22 protein-coding genes are annotated in these 24,185 nt (G+C 65.7%); 11 read left to right on the top strand and 11 right to left on the bottom strand.

The genetic code is table 11. The features are described 5' to 3' along the window. The first annotated feature begins 65 nt into the window (after positions 1-65). Entirely contained in the window at positions 66-1,700 is a 1,635-nt protein-coding gene (locus ACMDW7_RS01575; RefSeq protein ID WP_377303670.1) for a serine hydrolase, read from the top strand. A gap of 117 nt (positions 1,701-1,817) precedes the next feature. Here the strand turns inward: ACMDW7_RS01575 and ACMDW7_RS01580 are convergent, their stop codons facing one another. After that, positions 1,818-2,324 (bottom strand): YqaA family protein, encoded by a 507-nt coding sequence (locus tag ACMDW7_RS01580; protein ID WP_377303668.1) that lies wholly within the window; start codon positions 2,322-2,324, stop codon positions 1,818-1,820. Positions 2,325-2,543: 219 nt separating this feature from the next. Here ACMDW7_RS01580 and ilvA point away from each other — a divergent pair, with 219 nt between their 5' ends. The 4 genes from ilvA to queF are packed head-to-tail and all read left to right on the top strand — an operon-like array spanning position 2,544 to position 6,223. Further along, a complete protein-coding gene (gene ilvA / locus ACMDW7_RS01585; protein WP_377303666.1) occupies positions 2,544-4,055 on the top strand; it encodes a threonine ammonia-lyase, biosynthetic in 1,512 nt (503 codons plus the stop codon). Between the two features lie 4 nt (positions 4,056-4,059). After that, on the top strand, positions 4,060-4,443 hold the full coding sequence (locus tag ACMDW7_RS01590; RefSeq protein WP_377303664.1) for a hypothetical protein: 384 nt from the start codon (positions 4,060-4,062) through the stop codon (positions 4,441-4,443). A 4-nt stretch (positions 4,444-4,447) separates the two neighbouring features. Further along, positions 4,448-5,350, top strand: a complete 903-nt coding sequence (locus tag ACMDW7_RS01595) for a 5'-nucleotidase (protein ID WP_377303662.1) — start codon at positions 4,448-4,450, stop codon at positions 5,348-5,350. Between the two features lie 33 nt (positions 5,351-5,383). Beyond that, positions 5,384-6,223, top strand: coding sequence for an NADPH-dependent 7-cyano-7-deazaguanine reductase QueF (gene queF, locus ACMDW7_RS01600; protein ID WP_377303660.1), 840 nt, complete (start codon positions 5,384-5,386; stop codon positions 6,221-6,223). A gap of 17 nt (positions 6,224-6,240) precedes the next feature. Here queF and ttcA read toward each other — a convergent pair whose 3' ends face one another. Continuing rightward, positions 6,241-7,200, bottom strand: a complete 960-nt coding sequence (ttcA, locus tag ACMDW7_RS01605; protein WP_377303658.1) for a tRNA 2-thiocytidine(32) synthetase TtcA — start codon at positions 7,198-7,200, stop codon at positions 6,241-6,243. Positions 7,201-7,252: 52 nt separating this feature from the next. After that, positions 7,253-9,151: a hypothetical protein gene (locus ACMDW7_RS01610; RefSeq protein ID WP_377303656.1), complete on the bottom strand. Its 1,899-nt coding sequence runs from the start codon at positions 9,149-9,151 to the stop codon at positions 7,253-7,255. A gap of 40 nt (positions 9,152-9,191) precedes the next feature. On the opposite strand from ACMDW7_RS01610, the gene ACMDW7_RS01615 reads away from it, so the two are divergent. Next, positions 9,192-10,895: an Hsp70 family protein gene (locus ACMDW7_RS01615; protein WP_377303654.1), complete on the top strand. Its 1,704-nt coding sequence runs from the start codon at positions 9,192-9,194 to the stop codon at positions 10,893-10,895. A 15-nt stretch (positions 10,896-10,910) separates the two neighbouring features. Here ACMDW7_RS01615 and ACMDW7_RS01620 read toward each other — a convergent pair whose 3' ends face one another. After that, positions 10,911-11,264 carry a dihydroneopterin aldolase gene (locus tag ACMDW7_RS01620; protein WP_054126682.1) on the bottom strand — a complete coding sequence of 118 codons (354 nt, stop codon included), beginning with the start codon at positions 11,262-11,264 and terminating at the stop codon, positions 10,911-10,913. A gap of 16 nt (positions 11,265-11,280) precedes the next feature. Then, positions 11,281-12,081, bottom strand: a complete 801-nt coding sequence (locus ACMDW7_RS01625; RefSeq protein ID WP_377303652.1) for an SDR family oxidoreductase — start codon at positions 12,079-12,081, stop codon at positions 11,281-11,283. 68 nt (positions 12,082-12,149) lie between these two features. On the opposite strand from ACMDW7_RS01625, the gene ACMDW7_RS01630 reads away from it, so the two are divergent. Next, positions 12,150-13,319 carry a class I SAM-dependent methyltransferase gene (locus tag ACMDW7_RS01630; protein WP_377303650.1) on the top strand — a complete coding sequence of 390 codons (1,170 nt, stop codon included), beginning with the start codon at positions 12,150-12,152 and terminating at the stop codon, positions 13,317-13,319. Here the strand turns inward: ACMDW7_RS01630 and ACMDW7_RS01635 are convergent. From ACMDW7_RS01635 to glmU, 3 genes are all read right to left on the bottom strand, one after another. Further along, positions 13,298-15,364, bottom strand: coding sequence for an ATP-binding protein (locus ACMDW7_RS01635; protein WP_377303648.1), 2,067 nt, complete (start codon positions 15,362-15,364; stop codon positions 13,298-13,300). The genes ACMDW7_RS01630 and ACMDW7_RS01635 overlap by 22 nt on opposite strands. A 100-nt stretch (positions 15,365-15,464) precedes the next feature. Next, positions 15,465-16,685, bottom strand: coding sequence for a multifunctional CCA addition/repair protein (locus ACMDW7_RS01640; RefSeq protein WP_377303646.1), 1,221 nt, complete (start codon positions 16,683-16,685; stop codon positions 15,465-15,467). Between the two features lie 11 nt (positions 16,686-16,696). Continuing rightward, positions 16,697-18,076 carry a bifunctional UDP-N-acetylglucosamine diphosphorylase/glucosamine-1-phosphate N-acetyltransferase GlmU gene (gene glmU, locus ACMDW7_RS01645; RefSeq protein ID WP_377303644.1) on the bottom strand — a complete coding sequence of 460 codons (1,380 nt, stop codon included), beginning with the start codon at positions 18,074-18,076 and terminating at the stop codon, positions 16,697-16,699. A gap of 137 nt (positions 18,077-18,213) precedes the next feature. Here glmU and ACMDW7_RS01650 point away from each other — a divergent pair, with 137 nt between their 5' ends. After that, on the top strand, positions 18,214-19,065 hold the full coding sequence (locus ACMDW7_RS01650; protein WP_377303642.1) for a DUF6279 family lipoprotein: 852 nt from the start codon (positions 18,214-18,216) through the stop codon (positions 19,063-19,065). A 14-nt stretch (positions 19,066-19,079) separates the two neighbouring features. Here ACMDW7_RS01650 and ACMDW7_RS01655 read toward each other — a convergent pair whose 3' ends face one another. Beyond that, positions 19,080-19,382, bottom strand: a complete 303-nt coding sequence (locus ACMDW7_RS01655; protein WP_377303640.1) for a hypothetical protein — start codon at positions 19,380-19,382, stop codon at positions 19,080-19,082. Between the two features lie 14 nt (positions 19,383-19,396). Then, positions 19,397-20,836 (bottom strand): sodium:solute symporter family protein, encoded by a 1,440-nt coding sequence (locus ACMDW7_RS01660; protein WP_377303638.1) that lies wholly within the window; start codon positions 20,834-20,836, stop codon positions 19,397-19,399. A 170-nt stretch (positions 20,837-21,006) separates the two neighbouring features. Here ACMDW7_RS01660 and ACMDW7_RS01665 point away from each other — a divergent pair, with 170 nt between their 5' ends. Both ACMDW7_RS01665 and ACMDW7_RS01670 read left to right on the top strand, forming a co-directional pair. Beyond that, positions 21,007-22,005 (top strand): 2-hydroxyacid dehydrogenase, encoded by a 999-nt coding sequence (locus ACMDW7_RS01665; protein WP_377303636.1) that lies wholly within the window; start codon positions 21,007-21,009, stop codon positions 22,003-22,005. 15 nt (positions 22,006-22,020) lie between these two features. After that, entirely contained in the window at positions 22,021-22,518 is a 498-nt protein-coding gene (locus tag ACMDW7_RS01670) for an asparaginase domain-containing protein (protein WP_377303634.1), read from the top strand. Positions 22,519-22,717: 199 nt separating this feature from the next. Here the strand turns inward: ACMDW7_RS01670 and ACMDW7_RS01675 are convergent, their stop codons facing one another. Next, positions 22,718-23,374 carry a TetR/AcrR family transcriptional regulator gene (locus tag ACMDW7_RS01675; RefSeq protein ID WP_377303632.1) on the bottom strand — a complete coding sequence of 219 codons (657 nt, stop codon included), beginning with the start codon at positions 23,372-23,374 and terminating at the stop codon, positions 22,718-22,720. Between the two features lie 337 nt (positions 23,375-23,711). Here ACMDW7_RS01675 and ACMDW7_RS01680 point away from each other — a divergent pair, with 337 nt between their 5' ends. After that, a complete protein-coding gene (locus tag ACMDW7_RS01680; protein WP_054126692.1) occupies positions 23,712-24,176 on the top strand; it encodes a fasciclin domain-containing protein in 465 nt (154 codons plus the stop codon). The last annotated feature ends 9 nt before the right edge of the window (positions 24,177-24,185 follow it).

Genomic DNA, 24,185 nt, shown 5'->3' on the forward strand with positions numbered 1-24,185 from the left:
CTGGCGGGGAAGCGGGCTGCTCGCCCAGAATTCGGTCATCCCAATGCACCGAGTGAGGCCGCGCCATGATCCGCACCCCCCTGAAAGCCGCCGCCATGGGCAGCCTGTTCGCCCTGGGCGCCAGCGCCCTCGCCCAGACCGCAGACGATCCCGCGCTGACCGAGCAGCTCAAGGCGCGATTCGAAAACGACCGCACCGGCGCCTGTGTCGTCGCTGCGGTGATCGAAGGCGCGCAAGTACGGCGCGCGCGCTACTGCGCCAACCCCAAGGCCCAGCGCACGCTGACTGACGACACGGTGTTCGAGATCGGCTCGGTCACCAAGACGATGACGGCGTTTCTGGTGGCCGATCTGATCCAGCAGGGCAAGTGGTCGCTTGACGACCCCATCGCCAAGCATTTGCCTCTGGGGACCGCCGTGCCGCGCCAGGGCGAGCGCCAGATCACGGTGCGCGATCTGGTCACCCACACCTCGGCGCTGCCGGCCTTGCCTTCGCGCATGAAGGTGACGCAGCCTGACAACCCTTACGCAAGCCTCACGGAAAAGGATCTGCTGGACTCGCTGGGTGACGTGAAGCTCAGCCGGCCGATCGGCAGTCAGGCTGAGTATTCGAACTTCGGCATGATGGTGCTGTCGCTGGCGGTGGCGCGAGCCCATGGCAATGACTTTGAAGCTGCGCTCAAGAGCAGGCTGTTCGAGCCGCTGGGGATGAAGACCGCGTACGTGGTCAAGCCGCCCAAGGGCGTCGTCGTGGCGCAGGGCTTTACACCCGCGGCGCAGCGTACGTCCGCCTGGACCGTGACGCCCAACCTGGCGGGCGTGGGCATGGTGCGCGCCAGCCTCAATGACATGATCCGCTACGCCCAGGCGCAGACCGGGCTGATCGAAACGCCCCTGCTGAAGACCATGCAGCTCACGCAGCAGCCGCTGATGCGCGGCTTCGGCATGAACTGGCTGGTGCAGACGGTGCAGGGCCGCACGCTTATCGGCCATGAAGGCGGCACGGGCGGTTTCTCGTCCGCAGTCAGCTTTGAACCGGCGGCCAAACGCGCTGTGGTGATTCTGACCGACACGGCGCTGGCCGACCTGGGCAGTCTGTCCGACGTCGCCGGCCCGCTGATGGGCTTGAATCGCCCGCTGGGCAAGCCGCGCGTGCAGCAGCCCATTCCCGAGCCGCTGCGCAAGGCCATGGAGGGTGAGTGGGAGCTGAGCGGCCTGCCGATCCGCATCTGGACCGAGGGCGGCAAGCTGATGACCCAGGCGCAGGGCCAAGGCGCATTCGAACTGTTCTACGACAGCCGCGGCGACTTCTACCCCACGGTCACCAGTGCCACGCTGACCCCGGTGCTGCAGGATGGCAAGGTCAACACCTTCCGCTGGGTGCAGGGCGGCGGCGTCATGGAGGGCGTGCGCAAGGGCAGCCGGCCGGCACCGAGTGCCACCAACCCGGCCTGGAAGGACTGGGCCGGCGAATATCAACTGGCACCGAGCTTCAGCCTGCGGGTATTTGAAGAGGGTGGCGTGCTCAAGATCCAGGGGACGGGTCAGCCGTCGATCCCCGCGGAGGTCGCGGGTACGGATCGCATCGAGGTCAAGGCGGTCGGCGCGGTGGTGGAGTTCACGCGCGACACCAAGGGCGAGGTAGTCAGCGCCACGCTGCGTCAGGCTGGGCAGGTCATTCCGGGGCCCAAGAAGCGCTGATCAGGCCCGGATATCAAAACGTAGATCGGCTTCTGGTGCGGGTTTTCAGGCCAAAATGGCTGGAAACCCGCATGGGACAAGCGGAAAGGCGCTCTGGACGCTTTGCCGCCGAGCCGATCAGGCGCCGAACAACCAGCGCAGCGGTATCAGCAGCCAGGCCCACACCCCGTCCGGCACCCAGAGCAAGAGGCTGGTCATCACCACATAGCGTGTCAGCTTGCCCGCCGTCATCCACAGCAGGCAGGGCAGCCATGGCATGCGCAGCCAGCCGCCCACGGCAGTCAGCGGGTCGCCCACCGCGGGCAGGAAGCTGAAGAACATCGCCTTGGGCCCCAAGCGTTCCAGCCACGCAAGCGCGCGCGGGTTCTGCTTTTCACGGGCCACAGCCTGATACGCCCCCCAGCCCAGTGCGTAATTGACCATGCCCCCGAGGGTGTTGGCGATCGTCGCCACGAGGATGCACAGCCAGAACTGGTCCGGGTTGAGCTTGATGTAGCCGAACACCACCGGCTCGCTGCCCATCGGCACCAGAGTGGCCGACACGAAGGCGACCAGAAACACCATCGTCAGCCCGAACTGGGGCAGCGCGAAGGTGTTCATCAACCACTGTACGAAGGCGTCCATGACCTCAGCGCTCGCGCTTCAATGATTCTGGCCGCTTGCGCAGCCGCGCATGACTTCTGGCCCGCGGGCCGACAATGACCGGGCTGCGCCCGATGATCCGAGATCTGCGGATGCGCAGCGAAGCCCGACTCACCGCAGTAGCGTCGCAGGCATTTTGTCATCCGCCAGCCAAATACACTCAAGCCAAAGCACAGGCCTTGCGAGGGAGCGCAAAGACACATGGGACAGGACTATCTCAAGAAGATCCTCACGGCACGGGTCTATGACGTGGCGATCGAGTCCCCGATGGAACATGCGCCGCAGCTGTCCGCCCGTCTGGGCAACCAGATCCATTTCAAGCGCGAAGACCAGCAGCCCGTGTTCAGCTTCAAGCTGCGCGGCGCGTACAACAAGATGGCGCATCTGCCCGCAGCCAGCCTGAAGCGCGGCGTGATCGCGGCGAGCGCCGGCAATCATGCACAGGGCGTGGCCCTGGGCGCACAGCGCCTGGGCTGCAAGGCCGTGATCGTGATGCCGGTGACCACACCGCAGGTCAAGATCGATGCCGTCAAGGCCCGTGGTGCAGAGGTGGTACTGCATGGTGATTCCTACTCGGACGCCTACCAGCATGCTGTCCTGCTTGAGAAGAAGCACAAGCTCACCTTCGTGCACCCCTTCGATGACCCGGACGTGATTGCCGGGCAGGGCACTGTGGGCATGGAGATCCTGCGCCAGCACCAGGGGCCGCTGGATGCCGTGTTCGTCGCCATCGGCGGCGGGGGGCTGATTTCAGGGGTGGCGGCCTACATCAAGCAGGTCCGCCCCGAGGTCAGGATCATCGGCGTACAGACCGAGGACAGCGATGCCATGGCGCAGAGCGTGGCCGCTGGCAAGCGGGTGCAGCTGCAGGATGTGGGCCTGTTCTCCGACGGCACGGCGGTGAAGCTTGTCGGCGGCGAGACCTTCCGCTTGGTGCAGAAGTATGTGGACGAGTTCGTGCGCGTGAACACGGACGAAGTCTGCGCGGCCATCAAGGATGTGTTCACCGACACCCGCAGCGTGCTCGAGCCCGCCGGCGCACTGGCTGTGGCCGGCGCCAAGAAGTGGGTGGAGCAGCACCGTGCGCGCGGCAAGACCCTGGTGGCCATTGCCTGCGGCGCCAACATGAACTTTGATCGTCTGCGCTTTGTGGCAGAGCGCGCGGAGGTTGGCGAAGCGCGCGAAGCCGTCTTTGCAGTGACCCTGCCCGAAGAGCGCGGCGCCTTCAAGCGCTTCTGCGAGGCTGTCGGCCCGCGCAATGTGACCGAGTTCAACTACCGCATCAGCGACTCGAGCGAAGCGCATGTGTTCGTGGGTCTGTCGATCTCAAAGCGCGACGAGAGCGCAGCCATCTCGCGCGCTTTCAAGAAGGCCGGTTTCGCCAACATCGATCTCACGGACAACGAACTCGCCAAGACCCATGTGCGCCACCTCGTAGGCGGGCGGTCGTCGCTGGCCAAGGACGAGCTGCTCTACCGCTTCGAGTTCCCAGAGCGGCCCGGCGCACTCATGCGTTTTCTGAACACCATGCACCCGGACTGGAACATCAGCCTGTTCCACTACCGCAACCAGGGCGCGGACTATGGACGCATTCTTGTGGGGCTGCAGGTCCCCAGCCACGAGAAGAAGGAGCTGCGCAGCTTCCTGAAGAATCTCGGCTACCGGCACTGGGACGAGACGGATAATCCAGCCTATCGCCTCTTCCTTCGTTGAAGCTATGTCGCATCACCCCTTCGTCGTGATTGCCCTGCTCCTGGCCGGAGCTGTAGCGCCGAGAGCGCAGGCCAATCAGCTCGAGCTCGATCTGCTGGTGGCCAAGCAGCCGCGCAAGGTCGTGTGCGAACTCGGCACGGCCGTGCTGCAGTACCCGGAAACCGAGCCGTTGCGGCCGATGAAGGGCACGCTCAATCTGCTGGTGCGATTGCAACCGGACGGCAAGCTCGCCAATGTGCGTCTGGTCGGCCAGCAGGGCATGGACGCAGCCGACGCCAGCCTGTTTGTGCCGAACGTGAGCGCTTTTCTTGCGCAGGCCAAGTGCCCCGCGCAGCGCTTTGGCATCGACGTGAAGCTGACGCTCGCCGTCGACGCCGGTCGGAAATAGCGTCATGGGTGTCACGCTTGAAGACAAGCTTGTCGTCGCTGTGTCGAGTCGTGCCCTGTTCGACTTCGAGGACGAAAACCGCGTCTACGAAGCCGAGGGCGAGGCCGCCTACGTAGCCCTGCAGCGCGAGCGCGAGCATGTGCCGGCGCCGCCTGGGGTGGCCATGCCGCTGGTGCGCAAGCTGCTCGCCTTCAATACGGAGGCCGGGCAGCGCGTCGAGGTGGTGATTCTCTCGCGCAATGACCCCGTATCCGGGCTGCGCATGTTCCACAGCGCCAAGGCAGCTGGCCTGGCCATTGAGCGGGGCGTATTCACGCGTGGCGAGACGCCCTACAAGTATTTGCGGCCCCTGAAGGCCAATCTGTTTCTCTCTGCCAGCGACGACGACGTGCGCGCTGCGCTGGAAGCCGGCTTTCCCGCTGCGCGCGTGTTCCCGAATTCGCGCAAGGAGGCTGAGAGCCACCCCAACGAGATCCGCATCGCCTTTGACGGCGACGCCGTGCTGTTCTCTGACGAGGCCGAGCGCGTCTTCAAGAGCGACGGCCTGCAGGCCTTCACAGCTCACGAGACCGAGCGCGCCAGCAAGCCCCTGCCGCCCGGCCCCTTCGCGCCGCTGCTGGCTGCACTGCACCGCCTGCAGACCGTGGCCGGGCAGGACGTGCCCCTGCGCATCCGTACGGCGCTCGTCACCGCACGCAGTGCGCCGGCGCACGAACGCGCCATCCGCACCCTCATGGCTTGGAACATCACGGTGGATCAGGCCATGTTTCTGGGCGGGCTGGAGAAGCGCGACTTCCTGCGCGAGTTCGAGCCGGACTTTTTCTTCGATGACCAGACGCGCCACTGCGTGGGTGCGGCCGAGGCGGTGCCCACCGGGCATGTGCCCCACGGTGTGGCCAATGCCTGAGCGGTGATCGCTGCCATCGGCGAAAATTGCGCCATGGCATCCTCAAGCAACACCCCCGAGCAGTCCCAGCTGGGTCGCAGCAGCGGCTACGTTGATCAATACGACGCCAGCCTGCTCTTCCCCATCGCGCGCAGCACCAAGCGTGACGAGATCGGCGTGTCTGGCACGCTACCCTTCTTCGGCGCAGACATCTGGAACGCCTACGAGCTGTCCTGGCTCAACCCCAAGGGCAAGCCGCAGGTCGCGCTGCTGCAATGCACGGTGCCGGCCGAGAGCCCGAACATCGTCGAGAGCAAGAGCTTCAAGCTCTACCTGAACAGCTTCAACAACACGCGGCTCGCCAACATCGACGCACTGCGTGCGCTGCTTTCCCATGACCTCAGCGAGGCCGCGGGTGCCAGCGTGGGCATCAAGCTCACCGAGCAGGACGGGTTTTCCGGCGAGCGCGTGCAGGAACTCGATGGCCGCCTGCTGGACCGGCTCGATGTGGATTGCGACACCTACACGCCCGATCCGAGCCTGTTGCGTGTGAACGAGGACGAATCACCCACCGACGACCTGGTCGTCAGTCACCTGCTCAAGAGCAATTGCCTCGTGACCAGCCAGCCCGACTGGGGCAGCGTGCAGATCCGCTACTACGGTCATCCCATCGATGAGGCCGGGCTGCTCAAGTACATCGTGAGCTTTCGCAACCACAACGAGTTCCATGAGCAGTGCGTCGAGCGAATCTTCATGGACATCCTGTGCCAGTGCCGCCCCACCAAGCTGGCCGTGTACGCGCGCTACACGCGGCGCGGCGGGCTGGACATCAACCCCTTCCGCGCCAACTACCCGACCGCGCTGCCGGCCAACGTGCGCAGTGCACGCCAGTAGCGCGGGTTCGCAGCCGCTCAGTCGTCAAAACGGGTGATCGAGATCACCTGGCCCTCGGCCGGATCGGCACAGGGCTCGTCGTCGAAGGCGATGTCGCCGCCCGCAAAGGGGCTGCCCGTGGTCTTGAGGTTCTTGAAGTCGTAATGGGTCGCATCCAGCATGTGCGACAGCGTGATGCGTGACAGCGCGTTGAATGCATTGTCCACACGGCCGGGGTGGCTCTTCTCCCAGGCGCGGATCATGTTGATCATCTCGCGGCGCTTGAGGTTTTCCTGGCTGCCGCAGAGGTTGCAGGGAATGATCGGGTACTGCTTGATCTCGGCGTTGCGGATCAGATCGCTCTCGGCCACATAGGCCAGCGGCCGGATCACGATGTTCCGGCCGTCGTCGCTCACCAGCTTGGGCGGCATGCCTTTCATGCGCCCGCCGTAGAACATGTTCAGGAAGGTCGTGGCGAGGATGTCGTCACGATGGTGGCCCAGCGCGATCTTGGTGCACTTCAGTTCACCGGCCACGCGGTACAGGATGCCGCGCCGCAGGCGCGAGCACAGGCTGCACAGGGTCTTGCCCTCGGGGATGTTGCGCTTGACGATCGAGTAGGTGTCCTGCGTCTCGATGTGGAAGGGCACGCCGAGCTTCTGGAAGTATTCGGGCAGGATGTGATCGGGAAAGCCCGGCTGCTTCTGGTCCAGGTTGACGGCCACCAGCTCGAAGCGGATCGGCGCACGGCGCTGCAGCGCCATGAGAATGTCCAGCATGGCGTAGCTGTCCTTGCCGCCGGACAGGCAGACCATCACGCGGTCGCCCTCCTCAATCATGTTGAAGTCGTCGATCGCCTTGCCCACGAGGCGGTGCAGGCGCTTTTCGAGCTTGTTGTTCTCGAAGGCGATCTTGCGCTCGCGCTGGGTGCGGGCGGCGGCGTCGTCTTGGCTGGCTTCGGGGGCGAGGGTCAATCCCTCGGGCAGCGGGGCGTTCATGCGGCAGGCTCGGGCTGGCGGCGTGAGCTTGCCTCACGCCAAACCCTGCATTTTATGAGCCGGATTGCTGCGCGGTCAGGTAGCGATGCGCCCGAAAGGCTTGCCAGAGGTGAAGCGCGACCAGCACGCCGACGCCGATGCCCCAAAGCGGATGCTCGGTGAGCAGGGTGGAGCGCCCCGAATCGTGCGCGCTGGAAGCGGCAGTGCCGATGCCGAATGCAACGACGCCGATCACCGCGAGCGCGGCCAGTACGGTGCCCAGCAGCTGCGAGCTGAATGCACCCAGCAGCGTGACGATCACATCTGCCGACAGGCCAGCGAGCGCAGCAATCACGGCTGCGTCCAGTGCAGCTCGGGCCACGGGGTTGAGCTGCGAAGACCACTCATTGCTGCCGATCAGCAGCAACACCAGCCCCAAGGCCGCAATGATCGACACCGCACGCACCAGCTCGGCCGGAACCTGCTCACTGCGCAGCATGAGCGCCTTGCCCTGCATGATCCAGACCGCAAGCACCGGCATGAGGCAGATCCCGAACAGCGGTGCGGGTTCGGTCAGCATCAGGCCGGCCAGCCCGATGCCCGCCGGTAGGCCGAGTACACAGGCCGCAAGCACCGTGCTGATGCTGCCCAGACGCAGCCCCAGCATGGGCCAGGCCATCCAGGACACCGCCACGCCGAGAGGCACAAGCACCCACTGCCAACCCGCCGGCATCATGAAGGACGCAGCGAGCAGCCAGATGACGAAAGCGCTACTCGCGATGCCGAAGAGCTTCGCGTAGCGCGGCCCGGTCCCGTGCAACCGTACGGCCTCCGGTGGGTCCAGGCGCTGGTGCAGGCGTGTGAATCCGAGGGCGAGACCCAGGCTCAACGCGGCGCACAGGGCAAACACCGGCCAAGAAACAAGCTGATCTTCGAGCTGCGCAGCCGTCCAGCCGGGCGGGATACCCAGCCGGGCCACGAATTCAGCACCGAATGACAGCGTCATGTAGCCGCCGAAGATCAATGCGCCCACGACATGGCTGGGCCAATACACCGGCGTCTGCAGCCAGTCATGCCAGAGCTTGAAGGTGTCGTGCGGGAAGGCCGGGTGGCGTGTGGCATCGATCAGCTCGGCGCTGTTGATGTTGTGAAACACCCACTGCACGCGCTGCCTCAGTGCGCCGGACCAGCGCTGCCACCCGAAGTCCTGCGGGCGCTTGCCCGCCAGCATGTCGCCCAGCAGGGGCTGCGTGCGGCGCAGGTCCTGCAGCGCCTGCCACGCCTTGAGAATGTCGATGCGTTCGTACAGCCAGGCGATCTGGGCATCCGCACGGGTGCGTGCGTTGAGTACCGGCTTCCACCCGAAGTAGTCCAGCACGCGTTGCACCATCTCCGCGGAGGCCTCACCGGCCAGCACTCCATCGGCCACGCCGGCCTCAAACGCGTTGCGGGCCTCGATGGCAAAGAGCCGCGGTTCGCCCAGCAGGCGCGTGAGCTCATCCTCGATGTCCTGGGGGGCGCGTTTGCCAAGCTCGAAGGCGACGTCGTAAGTCGCCTGCAGATCGGCGGGTTCTGCTTGCGCCACGCCTTCAAGGTCCAGCAATGCCAGCGGCACCGTGTCAGGAAACGCATCGCCGTCCTGGGTGGCGTGGTCGTCGATGTCACCGGGGCGCACCGGGCTGGCGAGCGCGGCGTGGACGATTCTCGGTGAATCGTCGGCAACGGTGTCGGGCACCGGGGCGTTGGCGATCGGGGCGTTGGTAGCATCGTGCGGCTTTGCGGCGGCGGGTGCGTCCGCATCCGCAACGCCCCGGGGTTGCTGCGCATCCCAGAGTGCCTGCTCATAGGCGGCGCGCAGCGCTGCAAAGCGCTCCGGGTCCGGCGTGCGGCCGAGGGCCTTGAGCTTGCGCGCATAGGCGCGGCGGATCGTGGATTCGTCCGCCGTGACTTCAATACCGAGTTCGTCCCACACAGCGTTTTGGCGTCAGAAGGGGCAGAGGGAGAGTGGCAAGGTGATCGTCGGAATCGATCTGGGCACGACCAACAGTCTTGTGGCCGTGTGGGATGGACATGCCCCAAAAATGATACCGAACGCCCTGGGCAGCACCCTCACGCCCTCCGCGGTGAGCATCGACGCCGATGGCAGCGTGCTGGTCGGGCAGGCCGCGCTGGAGCGCCTGCGCACGCACCCCGAGCGCACGGCCGCCCGCTTCAAGCGCTACATGGGTAGCAAGAAGGAGTTTCGCCTCGCGGACCGCAGCTTCCGCCCGGAGGAGCTGTCCGCGCTCGTGTTGCAAAGCCTCAAGCACGACGCCGAAGCCAGCCTCAGCCAGACCGTGACCGACGCAGTGATCACGGTGCCGGCGTACTTCTCGGACGCACAGCGCAAGGCCACGCACGCAGCGGGCGAACTCGCGGGCTTCCGGCAGGTGTCGCTGCTCAACGAACCGACGGCCGCTGCACTGGCCTACGGCATGAATACGCGCGGCAAGGAGAGCCGATTCCTGGTCTTTGATCTGGGCGGCGGCACCTTCGATGTGAGTGTGCTGGAGTGGTTCGAGGGCGTGATGGAAGTGCGCGCATCCACTGGCGACAACTTCCTAGGCGGCGAGGACTTTGTCGAGGCGCTGATCAAGGCCTTCTGCGCTGAGCATGGCATTGATGCCGCGCAGCTCAGTGCCCAGCAGCGTGAACGCCTGTATGCCGGGCTGGAGCGGGCCAAGCGCGAACTCTCGGTCGCGGCGCAGGCCAGCGTGCGCTTCGAGCACGGCGGTGCGGTGCGCGAGATGCTGCTGGACGAAGCCCGGCTGCAGACATTGAGCGAGCCCTTGCTGGCCCGGCTGCGTGCGCCCGTGGAGCGTGCGCTGCGCGATGCACGTATTCGCCCCAGCGAACTGGAAGAAGTGGTACTGGCCGGCGGCGCCACGCGCATGCCGATCGTGCGCAAGCTGGTCTCGCGCATGTTCGGTCGCTTCCCCAACACCAAGCTCAACCCGGATGAGGTGGTGGCTCTGGGTGCAGCGGTTCAGGCCGGCCTGAAGGCGGATGACGCGGCGCTGTCCGAAGTCATGCTCACGGATGTGTGCCCCTACTCGCTGGGCGTGGAAACGGCGCGTGAGATTGCGCCGGGCCGGGTGCAGGGCGGGCTGTTCTCGCCGGTCATCGAGCGCAACACCATCGTGCCGGTGTCCCGCGTCGAGCGCTTCTTCACCATGAACGACAACCAGACCCAGATCGATCTGAAGGTCTTCCAGGGCGAGTCGCGCCTGACCTCGGAGAACATTGCACTCGGCCAGATGAATATCGAAGTGCCGCGCAAGCCGCGTGGCGAGGGCTATGTGGATGTGCGCTTCACATACAACAACGACGGCATCCTGGAAGTGGAAGTCGAAGTCGGTGGCACGGGCAGCAAGCGCAGCATGGTCATCACCAGTGGCAGTCAGGCCTTGGGCCCGGACGAGATCCGAGAGCGACTGGGCAAGCTCGCGGAACTGAAGATGCACCCGCGCGACAACCTGCGCAACCGCGAGCTACTGGCGCGCGGTGATCGGCTGTACCAGGAAGCCAAGGGCGACCTGCGGCAGTGGATCGGCGAATGCAGCAGCCGCTTCGAGGCGGCGCTCAATACACAGGACGCCGCCGTCGTGCGTCGTGCCGTGAGCGAGTATGAAGAGGTGCTCAAGGAAGCCGAGCAGGCGATGGCCACGCTGCTCTAGGCGCCCTCGAAAGCTTCAGCGCTGGCCCGAGACTTCCACGGCCACGCCGTCGCAGTCCGGGAAGATGTTCGGCTTGTCGACCCGCACCACCACCGCGCTCACGCCGGGCAGGGCCAGCACATGCTGGGCGATGCGGCCGGCCAGACTTTCGAGCATGTTGATATGCCCGGCGTTCACCTCGTCGAGCGCAATCTGGCGCACCCGGCGGTAGTCCAGCACCTCGCGCACCTCGTCGTGCGCGGGTACGAGCGGGGCATCGTTCATGCGCACTTCTGCGCTGATCAGCAGGGGCTGCTTGCTTTCGAGTTCATGCGGCAGGATGCCGATGGAGGCCTGCACGCGCAGGCGATCGAGGAAGATTCGGCGCATCGCTTGAGACGGGAGATCAGAGGAAGCTGACGTCGCGCTGCAGGCCCATGAGATGCTGGCCGCCGTCGACGAGGAGCACGTTGCCGGTCATGGACTGGTTCTGCGCGGCAAATAGCACGGTGGCAGCCACGTCTGCTGGGCTGCTGGACTTGCCGGTCAGGCTCAGCTTCTGACCGCGCTCGAAATCCTTGCTGTCCTTCTGCAGGTAGCTGGGAAGCGTGAGGCCCGGCGCCACACCGATCACGCGCACGCGTGGTGCCAGCGCCTGTGCGAGCATGACCGTGGCGGCCTGCAGGCCGGCCTTGGAGAGCGTGTAGCTCAGGAAGTCAGGGTTGTAGTGGTAGAGCTTCTGGTCCAGCAGGTTGATGACCACGCCTTGACCGGTCTCGCCGAGCAGCTTGTGGAATTCCCGGGCCAGGATGATCGGCGCGGCGAGGTTGGGCACCATGTGGCGCAGCAGGCTGTCGCGCGTGAAGTCGGCCGCCGTGTCGTTCACGAACAGCGAGGCGTTGTTGACGATGGCATCCAGCCGGCCGAGCGACTTCATGGCTGCGCCGGCCAGCGCAAGGGTCTCGCGCTCGCTGTTCAGATCGGCATGCAGACTGATCGCGCGGCCGCCAAGCTGCTTGATCTCGGCTGTGGTCTTGGCGGCGTCTCCGGCGGAACTGCCGTAATGCACGGCCACGTCCCAGCCAAAGCGGGCGAACATCAAGGCAATCTCGCGCCCCAGACGGCGTGCGCCGCCGGTCACGAGCACGGCGCGCCGCGGCGCGGGCGCTGCAGGCGCGGCAGTGGGGGTGGAGGCAGAGGCAGCCATGCCGCGGACTATACGCCCGGCTCCGGGGCACTCCGGCTGCGCCAGACCGGGTGCGACAATCCCGCCCCGTGACCGAACTACAGCGCCTCATCGCCCGCGAGATTCAAGCCGCCGGCGGGGCCATCCCCTTCTCGCGCTTCATGGACCTGGCGCTGTACGCGCCGGGTCTGGGCTACTACACGCGTGCAACACCGATGGGCGAGCAGGCCGACTTCATCACCGCCCCCGAACTGACGCCCCTGTTCGGCCGCACCCTCGCGGTGCAGCTCGCGCAGCTCTTTGAGTCAGGCGTGCCACCTGTGGTGCTGGAGCTCGGTGCCGGCACCGGCAAGCTGGCGCGCGATGCGCTTGATGGTCTTGCGGCGCTCGGCCATGTTGATGTGCAGTGGCAGATCCTGGATGTGTCCACCAGCCTGCGTGAGGCGCAACGCGCGACCCTGGCGGCCCATGCGGGCAGCGTGCAGTGGCTCGGTACGCTGCCCGACACCTTCAGCGGCGTGATGCTCGGCAACGAAGTGCTGGACGCCCTGCCCTGCGAGGCGATGGCGTGGCACGACGGCGCGGCGTGGCAGCGCATGGTGAGCGAGGACGGGACACACCCGGGCCGCTTTGTCTGGACGGAACGGCCCGCTCCGGAAAGGCTTTTCGCTTGTCTGGCACGGCTTTCGAGCCATTTTGGTCTGGAAAGGCGCATGGATGCTGGGTTTTGCTATTCAACTGAAGTGAATCCCCAGGCCGAGGCATTGGTGAACACGCTCGCGCGCAGCCTGAAGCAGGGCGCGTTGCTGCTGCTGGATTACGGCTTTCCGCAAGCTGAGTACTACCACCCGGAGCGCCACATGGGCACGCTCATGGGCTTTGCGCGCCAGCGCAGCGTGGACGACGTGCTCGCCCTGGCCGGGGAGCAGGACATCACCGCGCACGTCGACTTCACTGCGATCGCGCAGGCCGGCGTGCAGAGTGGGCTCAGCCTGGCGGGCTACACCTCGCAGGCTCGATTCCTGATGAACTGCGGCCTGCTGGATCTGGCGGCGAGCGCTGCACGGGATGCGGCCGCAGACCCGCTGGCCTACACCCGCCTGATCGCCCCGGTGCAGAAGCTGCTGTCCGAGGCCGAGATGGGCGAGCTGTTCAAGGTGCTGGCCCTGACGCGGGGTGTCGATGTGGCGCTTGAGGGCTTCTCGCGTGGCGACCGCGGCCACCGGCTCTTGCCGGCTCAGGGTGCAGCAGCGAGCTGACGGCTTTGCACTGAACCGGGGTGAATGATGTTGCTCAGCAGCGCATCCTCAAGATCTTGCTGTGTGAAGGGCTTGCTCACGTGGTCGTCAAAGCCGGAACGCAGAGTACGGTCAATGTCCTCGGAGAGTGCATTCGCAGTGATTGCCACGAAGGGCGTGCGCGGCAGCTTCATGGCCAGCTCGCGCGCGCGCCAACGCTTCACGACTTCGTAACCACTGAGTTCGGGCATCTCGCAGTCAAGCAGCGCCATGTCGAACTGTTGTCGTTGCAAGGCGGTCAGCGCCTGCAAGCCATCGGTGACGGTGGTCAGCACGCAGCCGTAGCGCGCAAGCATGGCGGTCAGCACCAGCATGTTCACCGCGTTGTCTTCAGCGATGAGCAGCCGCATCCCTGCGAGATCCGATACGGTCGCAACGGCCTCGCCGTCTTCGCGGGCTTCGTTCATCAACGTGCGGGGTGCAGCGCCAGGCAGCACATCTGTAGGAAGAAGCGACGTGCTGGCAAGTGTCTGACTGAACTGGGTTGCACTGAACCCTTCCGGCAAGTCGTCGCCCGGCAGATCCACACTGAACCCAGCCGAGAAGCTGGATCCCAGACCGGGCGAGCTCTCGACGCGCAGCTTGCCACCCATCAGCTCGATGAGCTGGTAGGCAATCGACAGGCCCAGGCCGGTGCCCCCGTACTTGCGGGTGGTGGACCGCTCCGCCTGCGAGAAGTCTGTGAACAGACGAGCCTGCTGTTCCGGGCTCATCCCGATGCCTGTATCCACAACCTCCAGGATCAGCTGTACGGAGGAGGGCGAGCGTCCCACCAATCGCAGGACGAGACGCACATGCCCCTGCTCGGTGAACTTGACGGCATTGCTGACCAGGTTGGTCATGACTTGCTGCAAGCGCACGGGGTCAGTCATCACGACGCGTGGCAGCTGGCTGTCCAGTTCGAGGCGCAGCTCGATCCCCTTATCCAGTGCAAGAGGCTGCAGCAAGTCGACGCAGTGCCGCGCCGTACGCCGCAAGGACGTCGGTACGCGCTCCAGGGTCATGCGGCCCGCCTCGATCTTCGAGTGATCGAGCACGTCGTTGATGATCGCCAGCAGGTTGCGCCCGCTGTCCTGCAGGGTGCGAAGCAGCTGGCGCTGCGCATGATCCCTCGCCTGGCTGAGCAGGAGCTCGGTGATGCCGAGTACGCCACTCATCGGGGTCCGGATCTCATGACTCATGTGCGCAAGAAACCGCCCTTTTGACACGGTGTCCTGCTTTGCTTCTACAAGCGCAGCCTCAAGCTCCTGCACCCGGGCGGTCAGTCGGCCCTCGTCCAGAAGAGGTGCACGCGCGGCCAGCACAGCTCTCATCCGGCTCAACTCGTCAATCAACCGATTGATGCCGTCACTCACTTCCGCTTCGTCTGGGTCGGTAGCGTCCGGCAGATGCGTCAAGGGACCGTCTACGTCGCCCATGCGAGCCAGGCCGTCACGAACGCGGCGCAACGCAGCCCGCCCCGTTCGCTCGATACCGGCCTGAACAGTCAGCAACGCGAGCGCGAACAGAACAATCGCCGCCACGATGCCGAACACCTGGGTGAGCGTCTCGCTCCGGGGCTCAGAGAGATCTCGCACGACGACGACCTGCCCGACCGTTCGGCCTTGATCGAGGATAGGTTGGACGACGCGAAGCTCACCGTCCATCAAGCTCCCGCCTGCAGCGACGGGGCGCGCGAGGGTCAGGCATTCACCCAGGCGCGCCAGCGCGCCACCCGTGGCGTCGGTGAGTTCGATGCACCGTCGGTGGGGAAGAATGCTGAGCAGATCAAGGAGCGACTGGGCGGCAGCGCGGTCCCGAGCCACGATGGCAGTGCGAGCGGATTCCGCCACGATCAGGGCGACACTTTGCGCATTCTGTTGCTGCTGGTTCGCTTGCGCGTTCCACAGCCAGACCACGGGAATCAAGCCAAACACCGTGAGTGCGCTGATGAGCCACCGGACCGATCTGCCGCTGGGGGTGGCGGGCGCAGCAAAGACGCGTGGCGAGAGGAGGGCTTGGGGCATGGCTAAGGCGACGCGCCGCAGATGCGCTTACTGCTTTTCGGCGACATCCAGTCAAACTTGAGGACGCCAGGGGCGCGCAAACAGTGACAGCGCGCGTGAGCTAGGCGACCTTGCACTGGTCGGCAACCGCGCGAATGCGTGCCTCGTGGATGGCGTCGCGAATGGCTTGTGGCTTGCCTTGATGAAGTGCTGCCACAGCCCCCGCGTCGACGCCGTGCGCGGCGTGCAAGGCCCGTAACAGATGCTCGCGTTGCGCATAGACGCGGTCCTCCATGCCCAGCCGACCGCGCGCGTCAGCCTCGCAAGCCAGCAGCGCAAGCTCGAAGCGTTGCGGTTTGCGCAAGGCGTCACATCGCTCCAGCAGACGTACCAGCGCGGCCGCGCCGAAGCTCAAGCAGGCGTGGATGTTGCCGTGCTCGCCGGCCACCAGCAGGCCGAGTTCGCGGCAGTCATTGGGCACCTTAAGCCGATCGCACACACGCCGTGCCAGATCCACGCTGCGCTGCTCGTGGCCGATGTGCCGCGGCAGGATGTCGGCTGGCGTCGTGCCCTTGCCGAGGTCATGCATCAGGCAGGCAAAGCGTGCGGGCAGCGGGGCGTCGAGCCGGGCGCTCGCATCCAGCACCATCATCAGGTGCACGCCGGTGTCTACCTCGGGGTGGTAGTCGGCGCGCTGCGGCACACCCCAGAGGGCGTGCACCTCGGGCAGCAGGCGGCGCAGGGCGCCGCAAGCGCGCAGGGTTTCAAACATGCGCGAGGGCTGCGCTTCCATCAGGCCGCGGCTCAACTCCTGCCAGACCCGCTCAGGCACGAGCGCGTCCACCTCGCCGGCCGCGACCATGTGCCGACAGAGATCCAGGGTCTCGGGCGCGACCGAGAAGTCCGTAAAGCGCGCCATGAAGCGCGCCAGCCGCAGGATCCGCACCGGGTCTTCGGCAAAGGCGTCGCTCACATGGCGAAAGCGCCGTGCCGCCAGGTCTGCCTGCCCGCCATGGGGGTCGATGAGTTGGCCATCGGCATCCTGCGCCATGGCGTTGACCGTGAAGTCGCGGCGCGCAAGATCTTCCTCGAGCGTGACGCCGGGGTCCGTGTGGAACACGAAGCCGTGGTAGCCCGCGGACGTCTTGCGCTCGGTGCGGGCCAGCGCAAATTCCTCCTGCGTTTCCGGGTGCAGAAAGACCGGGAAGTCTGCCCCCACTGGGCGGTAGCCGGCCCCGATCATCTGCTTTGGAGTGGCGCCGACGACGACCCAGTCGCGGTCATTCACCGGCCGCCCAAGCAGGGCATCGCGCACCGAACCGCCGACCTGGTAGATGCGCATACTGCAGTGCTTCAGCCCTTGGGCTTCTTGACCGGCCGTGTCCAGCCCTCGACCGTCGTCTGCTTGGCACGTGAGATGGTCAGCTTTCCTTCCGGCGCGTCCTTGGTCAGCGTCGTGCTGGCGCCCAGGGTGGCGCCGCGTTTCACCGTTACAGGCGCCACCAGGGCACTGTCGCTGCCGATGAAGACATCGTCCTCGATCACGGTCTGGTGCTTGTTGGCACCGTCGTAGTTGCAGGTGATGGTGCCGGCGCCGATGTTGACGTTCTTGCCGATGGTCGCGTCGCCCAGATAGCTCAGGTGGCCGGCCTTGCTGCCGTCGCCAAGCGTGGCCTTCTTCATCTCGACGAAGTTGCCCACATGGGCCCCGGCGCCGAGCACGCTGCCGGGCCGCAGGCGGGCAAAGGGGCCGACGTCCGAGCGCTCGCCAAGTTGCGCCTCGGCCAGATGGCTGAAGGCTTCGATGCGGGCACCCGCAGCCACGCGCACGTCGCGCAGCACGCAGTTCGGGCCGACGTGCACATCATCGGCCAGCTCCACCGTACCTTCAAACACGCAGTTCACGTCGATCAGCACGTCGCGCCCGCAGGTGAGCGCGCCGCGGATGTCGATGCGCGCCGGGTCCACCAGCGTCACGCCGGCTTCGAGCAGACGATCCGCCTGCACCCGCTGCCAGGTGCGTTCAAGCGCGGCCAGCTGGCGCCGGTCATTCACGCCTTCCACTTCCCACGCAAAGGCTGGCTGCACGGTGTTCACCGCCACGCCCTCGGCCACGGCCATGCCGATGATGTCGGTCAGGTAGTACTCGCCCTGGGCGTTGTGGTTGGTGAGCTTGCCCAGCCAGGTGCGCAGAAGTGGCGTGGGCACGGCCAGGATGCCGGTGTTGACTTCGGTGATCTCGCGCTCTGCGGGCGTGGCGTCCTTGTGTTCGACGATCCGCTGCGCGCGGCCATCCGCGCCGCGCACGATGCGCCCGTAGCCGGTCGGATCCGGCAGATTCACGGTGAGCAGGCCCACGTTGGCGCTGCCCGCAGCGTCCAGCAGGGCGCGCAGGGTGTCGACACGCGTGAGCGGCACGTCGCCGTAGAGGATCAGCGTCTGGCCCTCGCCCTCGAGCATGGGCAGCGCTTGCTGTACCGCATGCCCGGTGCCGAGTTGCTCTGATTGCAAGGCATACCGAAGTTGCGGGGTATCCGTCAGACGCGCGTCATAGTGCGCTCTTACAATCTCTGCTCCGTAGCCGACGACCACGATGGGCGCAGAATCTGCAACGCTCTTGGTGGTCTGCAGCACGTGCGTCAGCAGCGGGCGACCCGCCAGAGGCTGAAGCACCTTGGGCCGCTGCGATCGCATGCGAGTGCCCTTGCCGGCTGCCAGGATCACAACATTCATTACAGATGCCTTCCAGATTGGTGCATGACGCGAATTCTTTGCCCCTTGCGAGCGCCGCATGCGCTGCGCAGGCGGGTGCTCGCGCCGGCGTGAATCGACTGCGTGGGATTGTATTGAGCGTCTGCGCGGCGGCCGCCGTGCTGACCACAGCCGGCTGCAACGGCGTGGCCGTTCAGGTGAGCTATCGCAACGCCGATCTGGTGGCCATGTCGCGCGTGGACAAGTACCTCGCGCTGGACGATGCGCAGGACGCGGTCGCCCGCCGCCAGATGCAGCAGTTCTTCGCCTGGCACCGCTACGAAGAGCTGCCGGAGTATTCGCGCTGGCTGCGCAGCCTCAAGCCGCAGTTTGCGCGGGCGATGAGCACCGACGAGTTCGAGCGCGTCATCGCCGAACTGGAGCGCCGCGCGGACCGCAGCGTCGCCCGGTTTGCCGAGGAGATGGCACCTGTAGTCACGAGCCTGCAACCCAGACAGCTCGCACACATGCGCAAGGCCATGGACGAGCGCACACGCGAGCTCACCAAGGAATACATCGAACCCAGCCCGGCCAAACAGCGCGAGGAGCGCTATGACGATCTGCTGCGCGTGGCCGAGCGCATCTGGGGCAGCCTGAGTGCCGAGCAGAAGCGCGCCCTGCGTGCCGCGAGCGACGCGCGCCCGCTGGACCACGCCCTGTTCGTCGCCGAACGCCGTCGCGTGCAGGACGACTCGGTCGCCACCTTCACCAAGGTGCAGAAGCTGGCGCTGCCGGCACCGCGTGCCGCCGGCGAACTGATTGCGCTGTATGACCGTACCCGGCCGAGCCCGGATCCGATGCGCCGCGCGTACTTCGATCAGGTCATGCGCGGCAGCGCGGCCGCGCTGGCGCAGATCAGCGCGAGCGCCACACCCGCGCAGCGCAAGCATGCGCAGGAGTTCCTGGAGTCACTCGCCACGGACTTCGACGAACTCAGCCGCCGCAAGGTGGTTGCTTCACGCGCCGAATAGGAACGCCCGGGCGCTCAGCCGACGAGGCGTGCGAGAGGCGTTCCGAGCAGCACGGCCAGCACGGTGGCTAGAGCCCAGCGTGCAAAGCCCAGAAGATCTCCTCCGGCGCCCGAATACGCCTGCGCCTGAGTGGTCCGTGTTCCGTGGCGCACGATCTGTGCGGTGTCAAAGGCGAGAACCACGAATGCAGCGATCCCGAAAACGGCCAAGGCCGCATCCAGCCGGTGCGGCAGCGACAGGCCCGCAACGGCGATGCCGGCTACCGCAACGATGCCTGCACAACCGAGCGCAGTATGTGCGAGCCGAAGGGGCTTCATCCGGCGTGCGTTGATCAAGCGGCGTGCGCCAGGCGCTGCTGCTTGTCGCTGATGAATTGCGGTGCCAGCGAGCCGATCAGCATGCCGATGGCCGCACCCGCCAGACCCGCCAGCTGGTTCGGGAAGGCGGCACCGAGTTGCTCATCGAGCCGGAAGGGCAGGAAGCAGCCGATGCCCAGGATGATCGACAGGATCGCGCCCTGCGTGGTGGCGCGCTTCCAGTACAGACCGGCCACCAGCGGAATGAAGGCACCCACCAGCGTGACCGTGTAGGCCTCAGCCACCAGGGTGTGAATCGGCGTGCCCTGCTTCATCAGCGCATAGCCCAGCACGATCAGCGTGAAGACCACGAGCGTGATGCGCATGACCTTCAGTTGAGCCTTGCCGTCCAGCGGTGTCTTGCGCATGTGCGAGAGGATGTTCTCGGTGAAGGTGGTGGCTGGGGCCAGCAGGGTGGCGCTGGCCGTGGACATGATCGCCGAGATCAACGCACCGAAGAAGGCGATCTGCAGCGCCACAGGCATGTGCTCCATGACCAGCGTGGGCAGCACCTTCTGCGGATCGTCCTTCAGCATGGCGTCGATGTTGGGCATGATCAGCACGGCACTCGCCACGATGAACATGGGCACGAAGGCGAACAGCAGGTAGGCGATGCCGCCGATGATCGGGCCCTTGCGCGCGGTGTCGGCGTCCTTGGCGCTCATCACGCGCTGGAACACGTCCTGCTGCGGGATGCTGCCGAACATCATGGTCACCACCGCGGCGGCAAAGGCCAGCCAGCCGGCCACGCTCGGCTCCGGCGCGAAGCTCAGCAGGTCACGCTGCTGCGCCACTTCCATCACCTTGTCCGCACCGCCGGCCAGGCTGCCGGCAAACACCGCAATCGCCACCAGGCCGACGATGATCACCATCATCTGCAGGAAATCGGTCAAGGCAATCGCAAACATGCCACCGGCAAAGGTGTAGATCAGCACCACGGCCGCGCCCAGCACCATGCCCGCCTCGGCGCTGATGGCACCGCCTGAGAGCAGGTTGAACACCAGGCCCAGGGCCGTGATCTGCGCGGCCACCCAGCCCAGATAGCTCAGGATGATGGTCACGGCGCAGAAGATCTCCACGCTCTTGCCGTAGCGATGGCGGTAGTACTCGCCGATCGTCATCAGCGTCATTTGGTAGAGCTTGTAGGCAAAGAACAGACCCACCAGAATCAGGCAGAGCGCCGCGCCGAAGGGGTCACTCCACAAGCCGTCCAGACCGTCGCTCACGAACTTGGCCGACACGCCCAGGACCGTCTCTGCGCCGAACCAGGTGGCGAAGGTCATGGTCACGATCATGATCAGCGGCAGCGAGCGGCCAGCCAGCGCGAAGTCCGTGCCGGACTTCACCTTGGTCACGGCGAACAGGCCGATGGCCAGGGTGATGAGCAGGTAGATGAAAACCGAGGCGACCAGCATGGTCTGTTCCTTTGCAAAGCTTCAGATATGCGAAGGGCGCCTGCAGACTGCGCGGCGCCCCAGTGCATGATGTGTTCTGGGCAAAATGTTAGGTTTCAGTGCCCTTGTGCTGCGCTGCGGAATTGCGAGTAGGCACAAACCCCATCCATGGCCATCGAGAGCGCCTGCGCATGAAGCTCGCCGTCTTCAGCACCCGCAAATATGACCGCGACCTGCTCAATGAGGCCAATGCGGCCCCTGGGCACGAAATCGTGTTCTTCGACGTCCGCCTGACACGGGCCACCGCCGCGCTCGCTTCGGGCTGTCCTGCGGTGTGCGTGTTTGTGAACGACAGCGTGGATGCAGCGACCCTGGCCGCCCTGCATGCCGGCGGCACGCGCCTGGTGGCCACGCGCTCTACGGGCTTCAACCACATCGATCTGGCTGCTGCTGCGCGCCTGGGCATGAAGGTGGTGCGCGTCACAAACTACTCACCGCACTCGGTGGCCGAATTTGGCGTGGGCCTGCTGCTGGCGCTGAACCGCAAGATCCACCGCGCCTACAACCGCACGCGCGACGGCAACTTCGAGCTCGACGGCCTGATGGGCTTCGATCTGCATGGCCGTACTGTGGGTGTGGTGGGCACCGGCAAGATCGGCTGCGTGTTTGCCCGGATCATGCGCGGCTTCGGCTGCACGGTGCTCGGTGCGGATGTGCAGGTCAATCCGGAGTTCACGGCCCTGGGCGGCGAGTACCGGCCCCTGCCCGAGGTGGTGGCAGCGAGCGAGGTGCTGAGCCTGCACTGCCCGCTGACGCCCGCCACGCGGCACATGGTGAACGCGCAGTCCTTGGCCGCCATGCCGCGCGGCGCGCTGCTGATCAACACCAGCCGTGGCGGTCTGGTGGACACGGAGGCAGCCATCGAGGCGCTCAAGACCGGCCAACTCGGTGGTCTCGCCATTGATGTGTATGAGCAGGAGGCGGATCTGTTCTTCCAGGATCTGTCGGCCAGCATCATCACGGACGACGTGATCCAGCGCCTCGTGAGCTTTCCGAACGTGATCGTCACGGGGCACCAGGCCTTCTTCACGCGCGAGGCCGTGGGCACCATCATGGCCACTACCTTGATCAGCGTGAGTCAGTTCGAGCGCGGCGAGCCCCTTGCCAACGAAATCTCAATCAAATCCTGAAAAGCTGAACATCCCATGAGCGCACCCAGCCTGCATCTGATCGCCACCGGCGGCACCTTCGACAAAACCTACGACCCCATCGCCGGGCAACTGGGCTTCGCGCGGAGCCATCTGCACGAGATCGTCGAGCGCTGCCGCATCAACGGTGCCGTCAGCATCGACGCATTGCCGCTGATGGACTCGCTCGACATGCAGGACGCCGACCGGCAGCGCGTGCTGGCGAGCGTGCAGACCACGGCCGCCACGCGCATCGTCATCATCCACGGCACCGACACCATGCCCGAGACGGCGCGTGTGCTCGGCCCCGCGCTCAAGGGCTCGGGCAAGACCGTGGTGATCACCGGCGCGATGGTGCCCTACAGCATCCGCGGCAGCGACGCGCTCTTCAACCTGGGCTTTGCCGCCGCCGTGGCCACCACTGCAGCGCCCGGTGTGTACGTGGCGATGAACGCGCAGGTGTTCGGCTGGGAGACGGTACGCAAGAACCGCAGCGCGGGGCGATTCGAGGGCTGAACGCGCCGCAAGGCGGGCTGAGTTGCCGGCTCGAAAGCCGCACCAGTGCTGGTTTAGATCGTTTCCGGTCGTAATTTTTTGAGGCTGAAAATGCGCCGAGATCCGCGCTGAATATGCGGAAGTCGGCCTATCGGCCCAGTCACATTAATTCACTTTCGGCCAGCTCGGTTCGAGGCGGTGCGCCTCGATGCCGTCGGCCCTAGCGCGACGCCAGCCCGCCAAAACAGGTGGTCACCATCAGCTCGACGATTTGCTCGTCGGTGTACTGGCCGGTCTCGCGCAGGAACTCCAGCGTGGGGTCGCAGGCGCGGGCGAACAGGGTGTACATCACCACCTCGCTGGGCAGAGTGCCGGAGACACTGCCATCGGCCTTGGCGGCTTCGATCCAGGTGCCCATGGCTTCGGTCATCTTCACCAGGCGCTCGAAATAGGGCGCGTGGTTCACCAGCGCGGCGCGCAGGGACGAGCGCGTGCTGGGCAGCAGCGGCATGCTGCCGTCCAGATGGGCCTTGAGTGCCCAGCGCAGTACCTGCTTGAGGCTGTCGATTGGTGCCTGCGTCAGGGGCTGGGCGGAGATCACGTCCAGCATGCGGTCCAGCAGCTTTTCCATGGCCACGGCTGCCAGCTGCTCCTTGCTCACGAAGTGCTTGTAGAGCGAGGGTTTGGCGATGCCGACCTCGCCGGCCACCTCGTCCATCGTCATCAGGTCATAGCCCTTCGTGGCCAGCAGGCGATTCACCGCGGTCAGGATGGCCTGCTCGCGCGCGGCGAACTGCTGCTCGCGGAAGGAGGGGCGGCGTGCGGGCGCGATGGCGGGGGCGGGCTGGGTGACGGACAGCAAGGCAGAGGCAGACATGGCGATCTCGGTTCGTGCGGGGCGACGCGCAGCGCGCGCCTGGCCCGAGCAAAGCTGCGACGTTGACGCGCATCGCATTTTTGCTACTCGGTGGTTATTGTCGCGCATTCGCAGCGTGGCGAATGCGTCGAATTGCGCTGGATGCGGTGTACAGACGACATCGCAGCTAAGTAAGTGCGTGCAAACACGCTGCGGGTCGCGCGGCCAAAAGTGAGGGTTTTCACTGAGTCTCGCAAACACTACCGTGTGGAACCAATAGATACCATGTAGTATCTATCCGGTCGGCACAGTCACAACGGCTGCCGCAAACACCACACTCCACGAAGGAAGCTCCTCCATGATCAAGAAACTGTTCGCCGTCGCCGCTTTCGGCCTGATGGCCGCCAGCCCGGCCTTTGCCGCCAAGGACATCGTCGACACCGCCGTGGGCGCGGGCAACTTCAAGACGCTGGCCGCCGCGCTGAAGCAGGCCGGTCTCGTGGACACGCTCAAGGGCAAGGGCCCCTTCACCGTGTTCGCGCCGACGGACGCCGCCTTCGCCAAGATCCCCAAGGCTGATCTGGACGCGCTGCTCAAGGACAAGGCCAAGCTGACCGCCGTGCTGACCTACCACGTGGTGCCGGGCACCGTGATGGCCAAGGACGTCAAGCCGGGCAAGGTCAAGACCGTGCAGGGCGGTGAGATCACCGTCGCGGTGGCCGGCGGCAAGGTCACGGTGGACGGCGCGAACGTCACCGCCACCGACGTCAAGGCCAGCAACGGCGTGATCCACGTGATCGACTCCGTGATTCTTCCCAAGTAATTCGAACCG

The organism is Piscinibacterium candidicorallinum, assembly GCF_047549485.1.
Taxonomy (GTDB): Bacteria; Pseudomonadota; Gammaproteobacteria; order Burkholderiales; family Burkholderiaceae_C; genus Piscinibacterium; species Piscinibacterium candidicorallinum.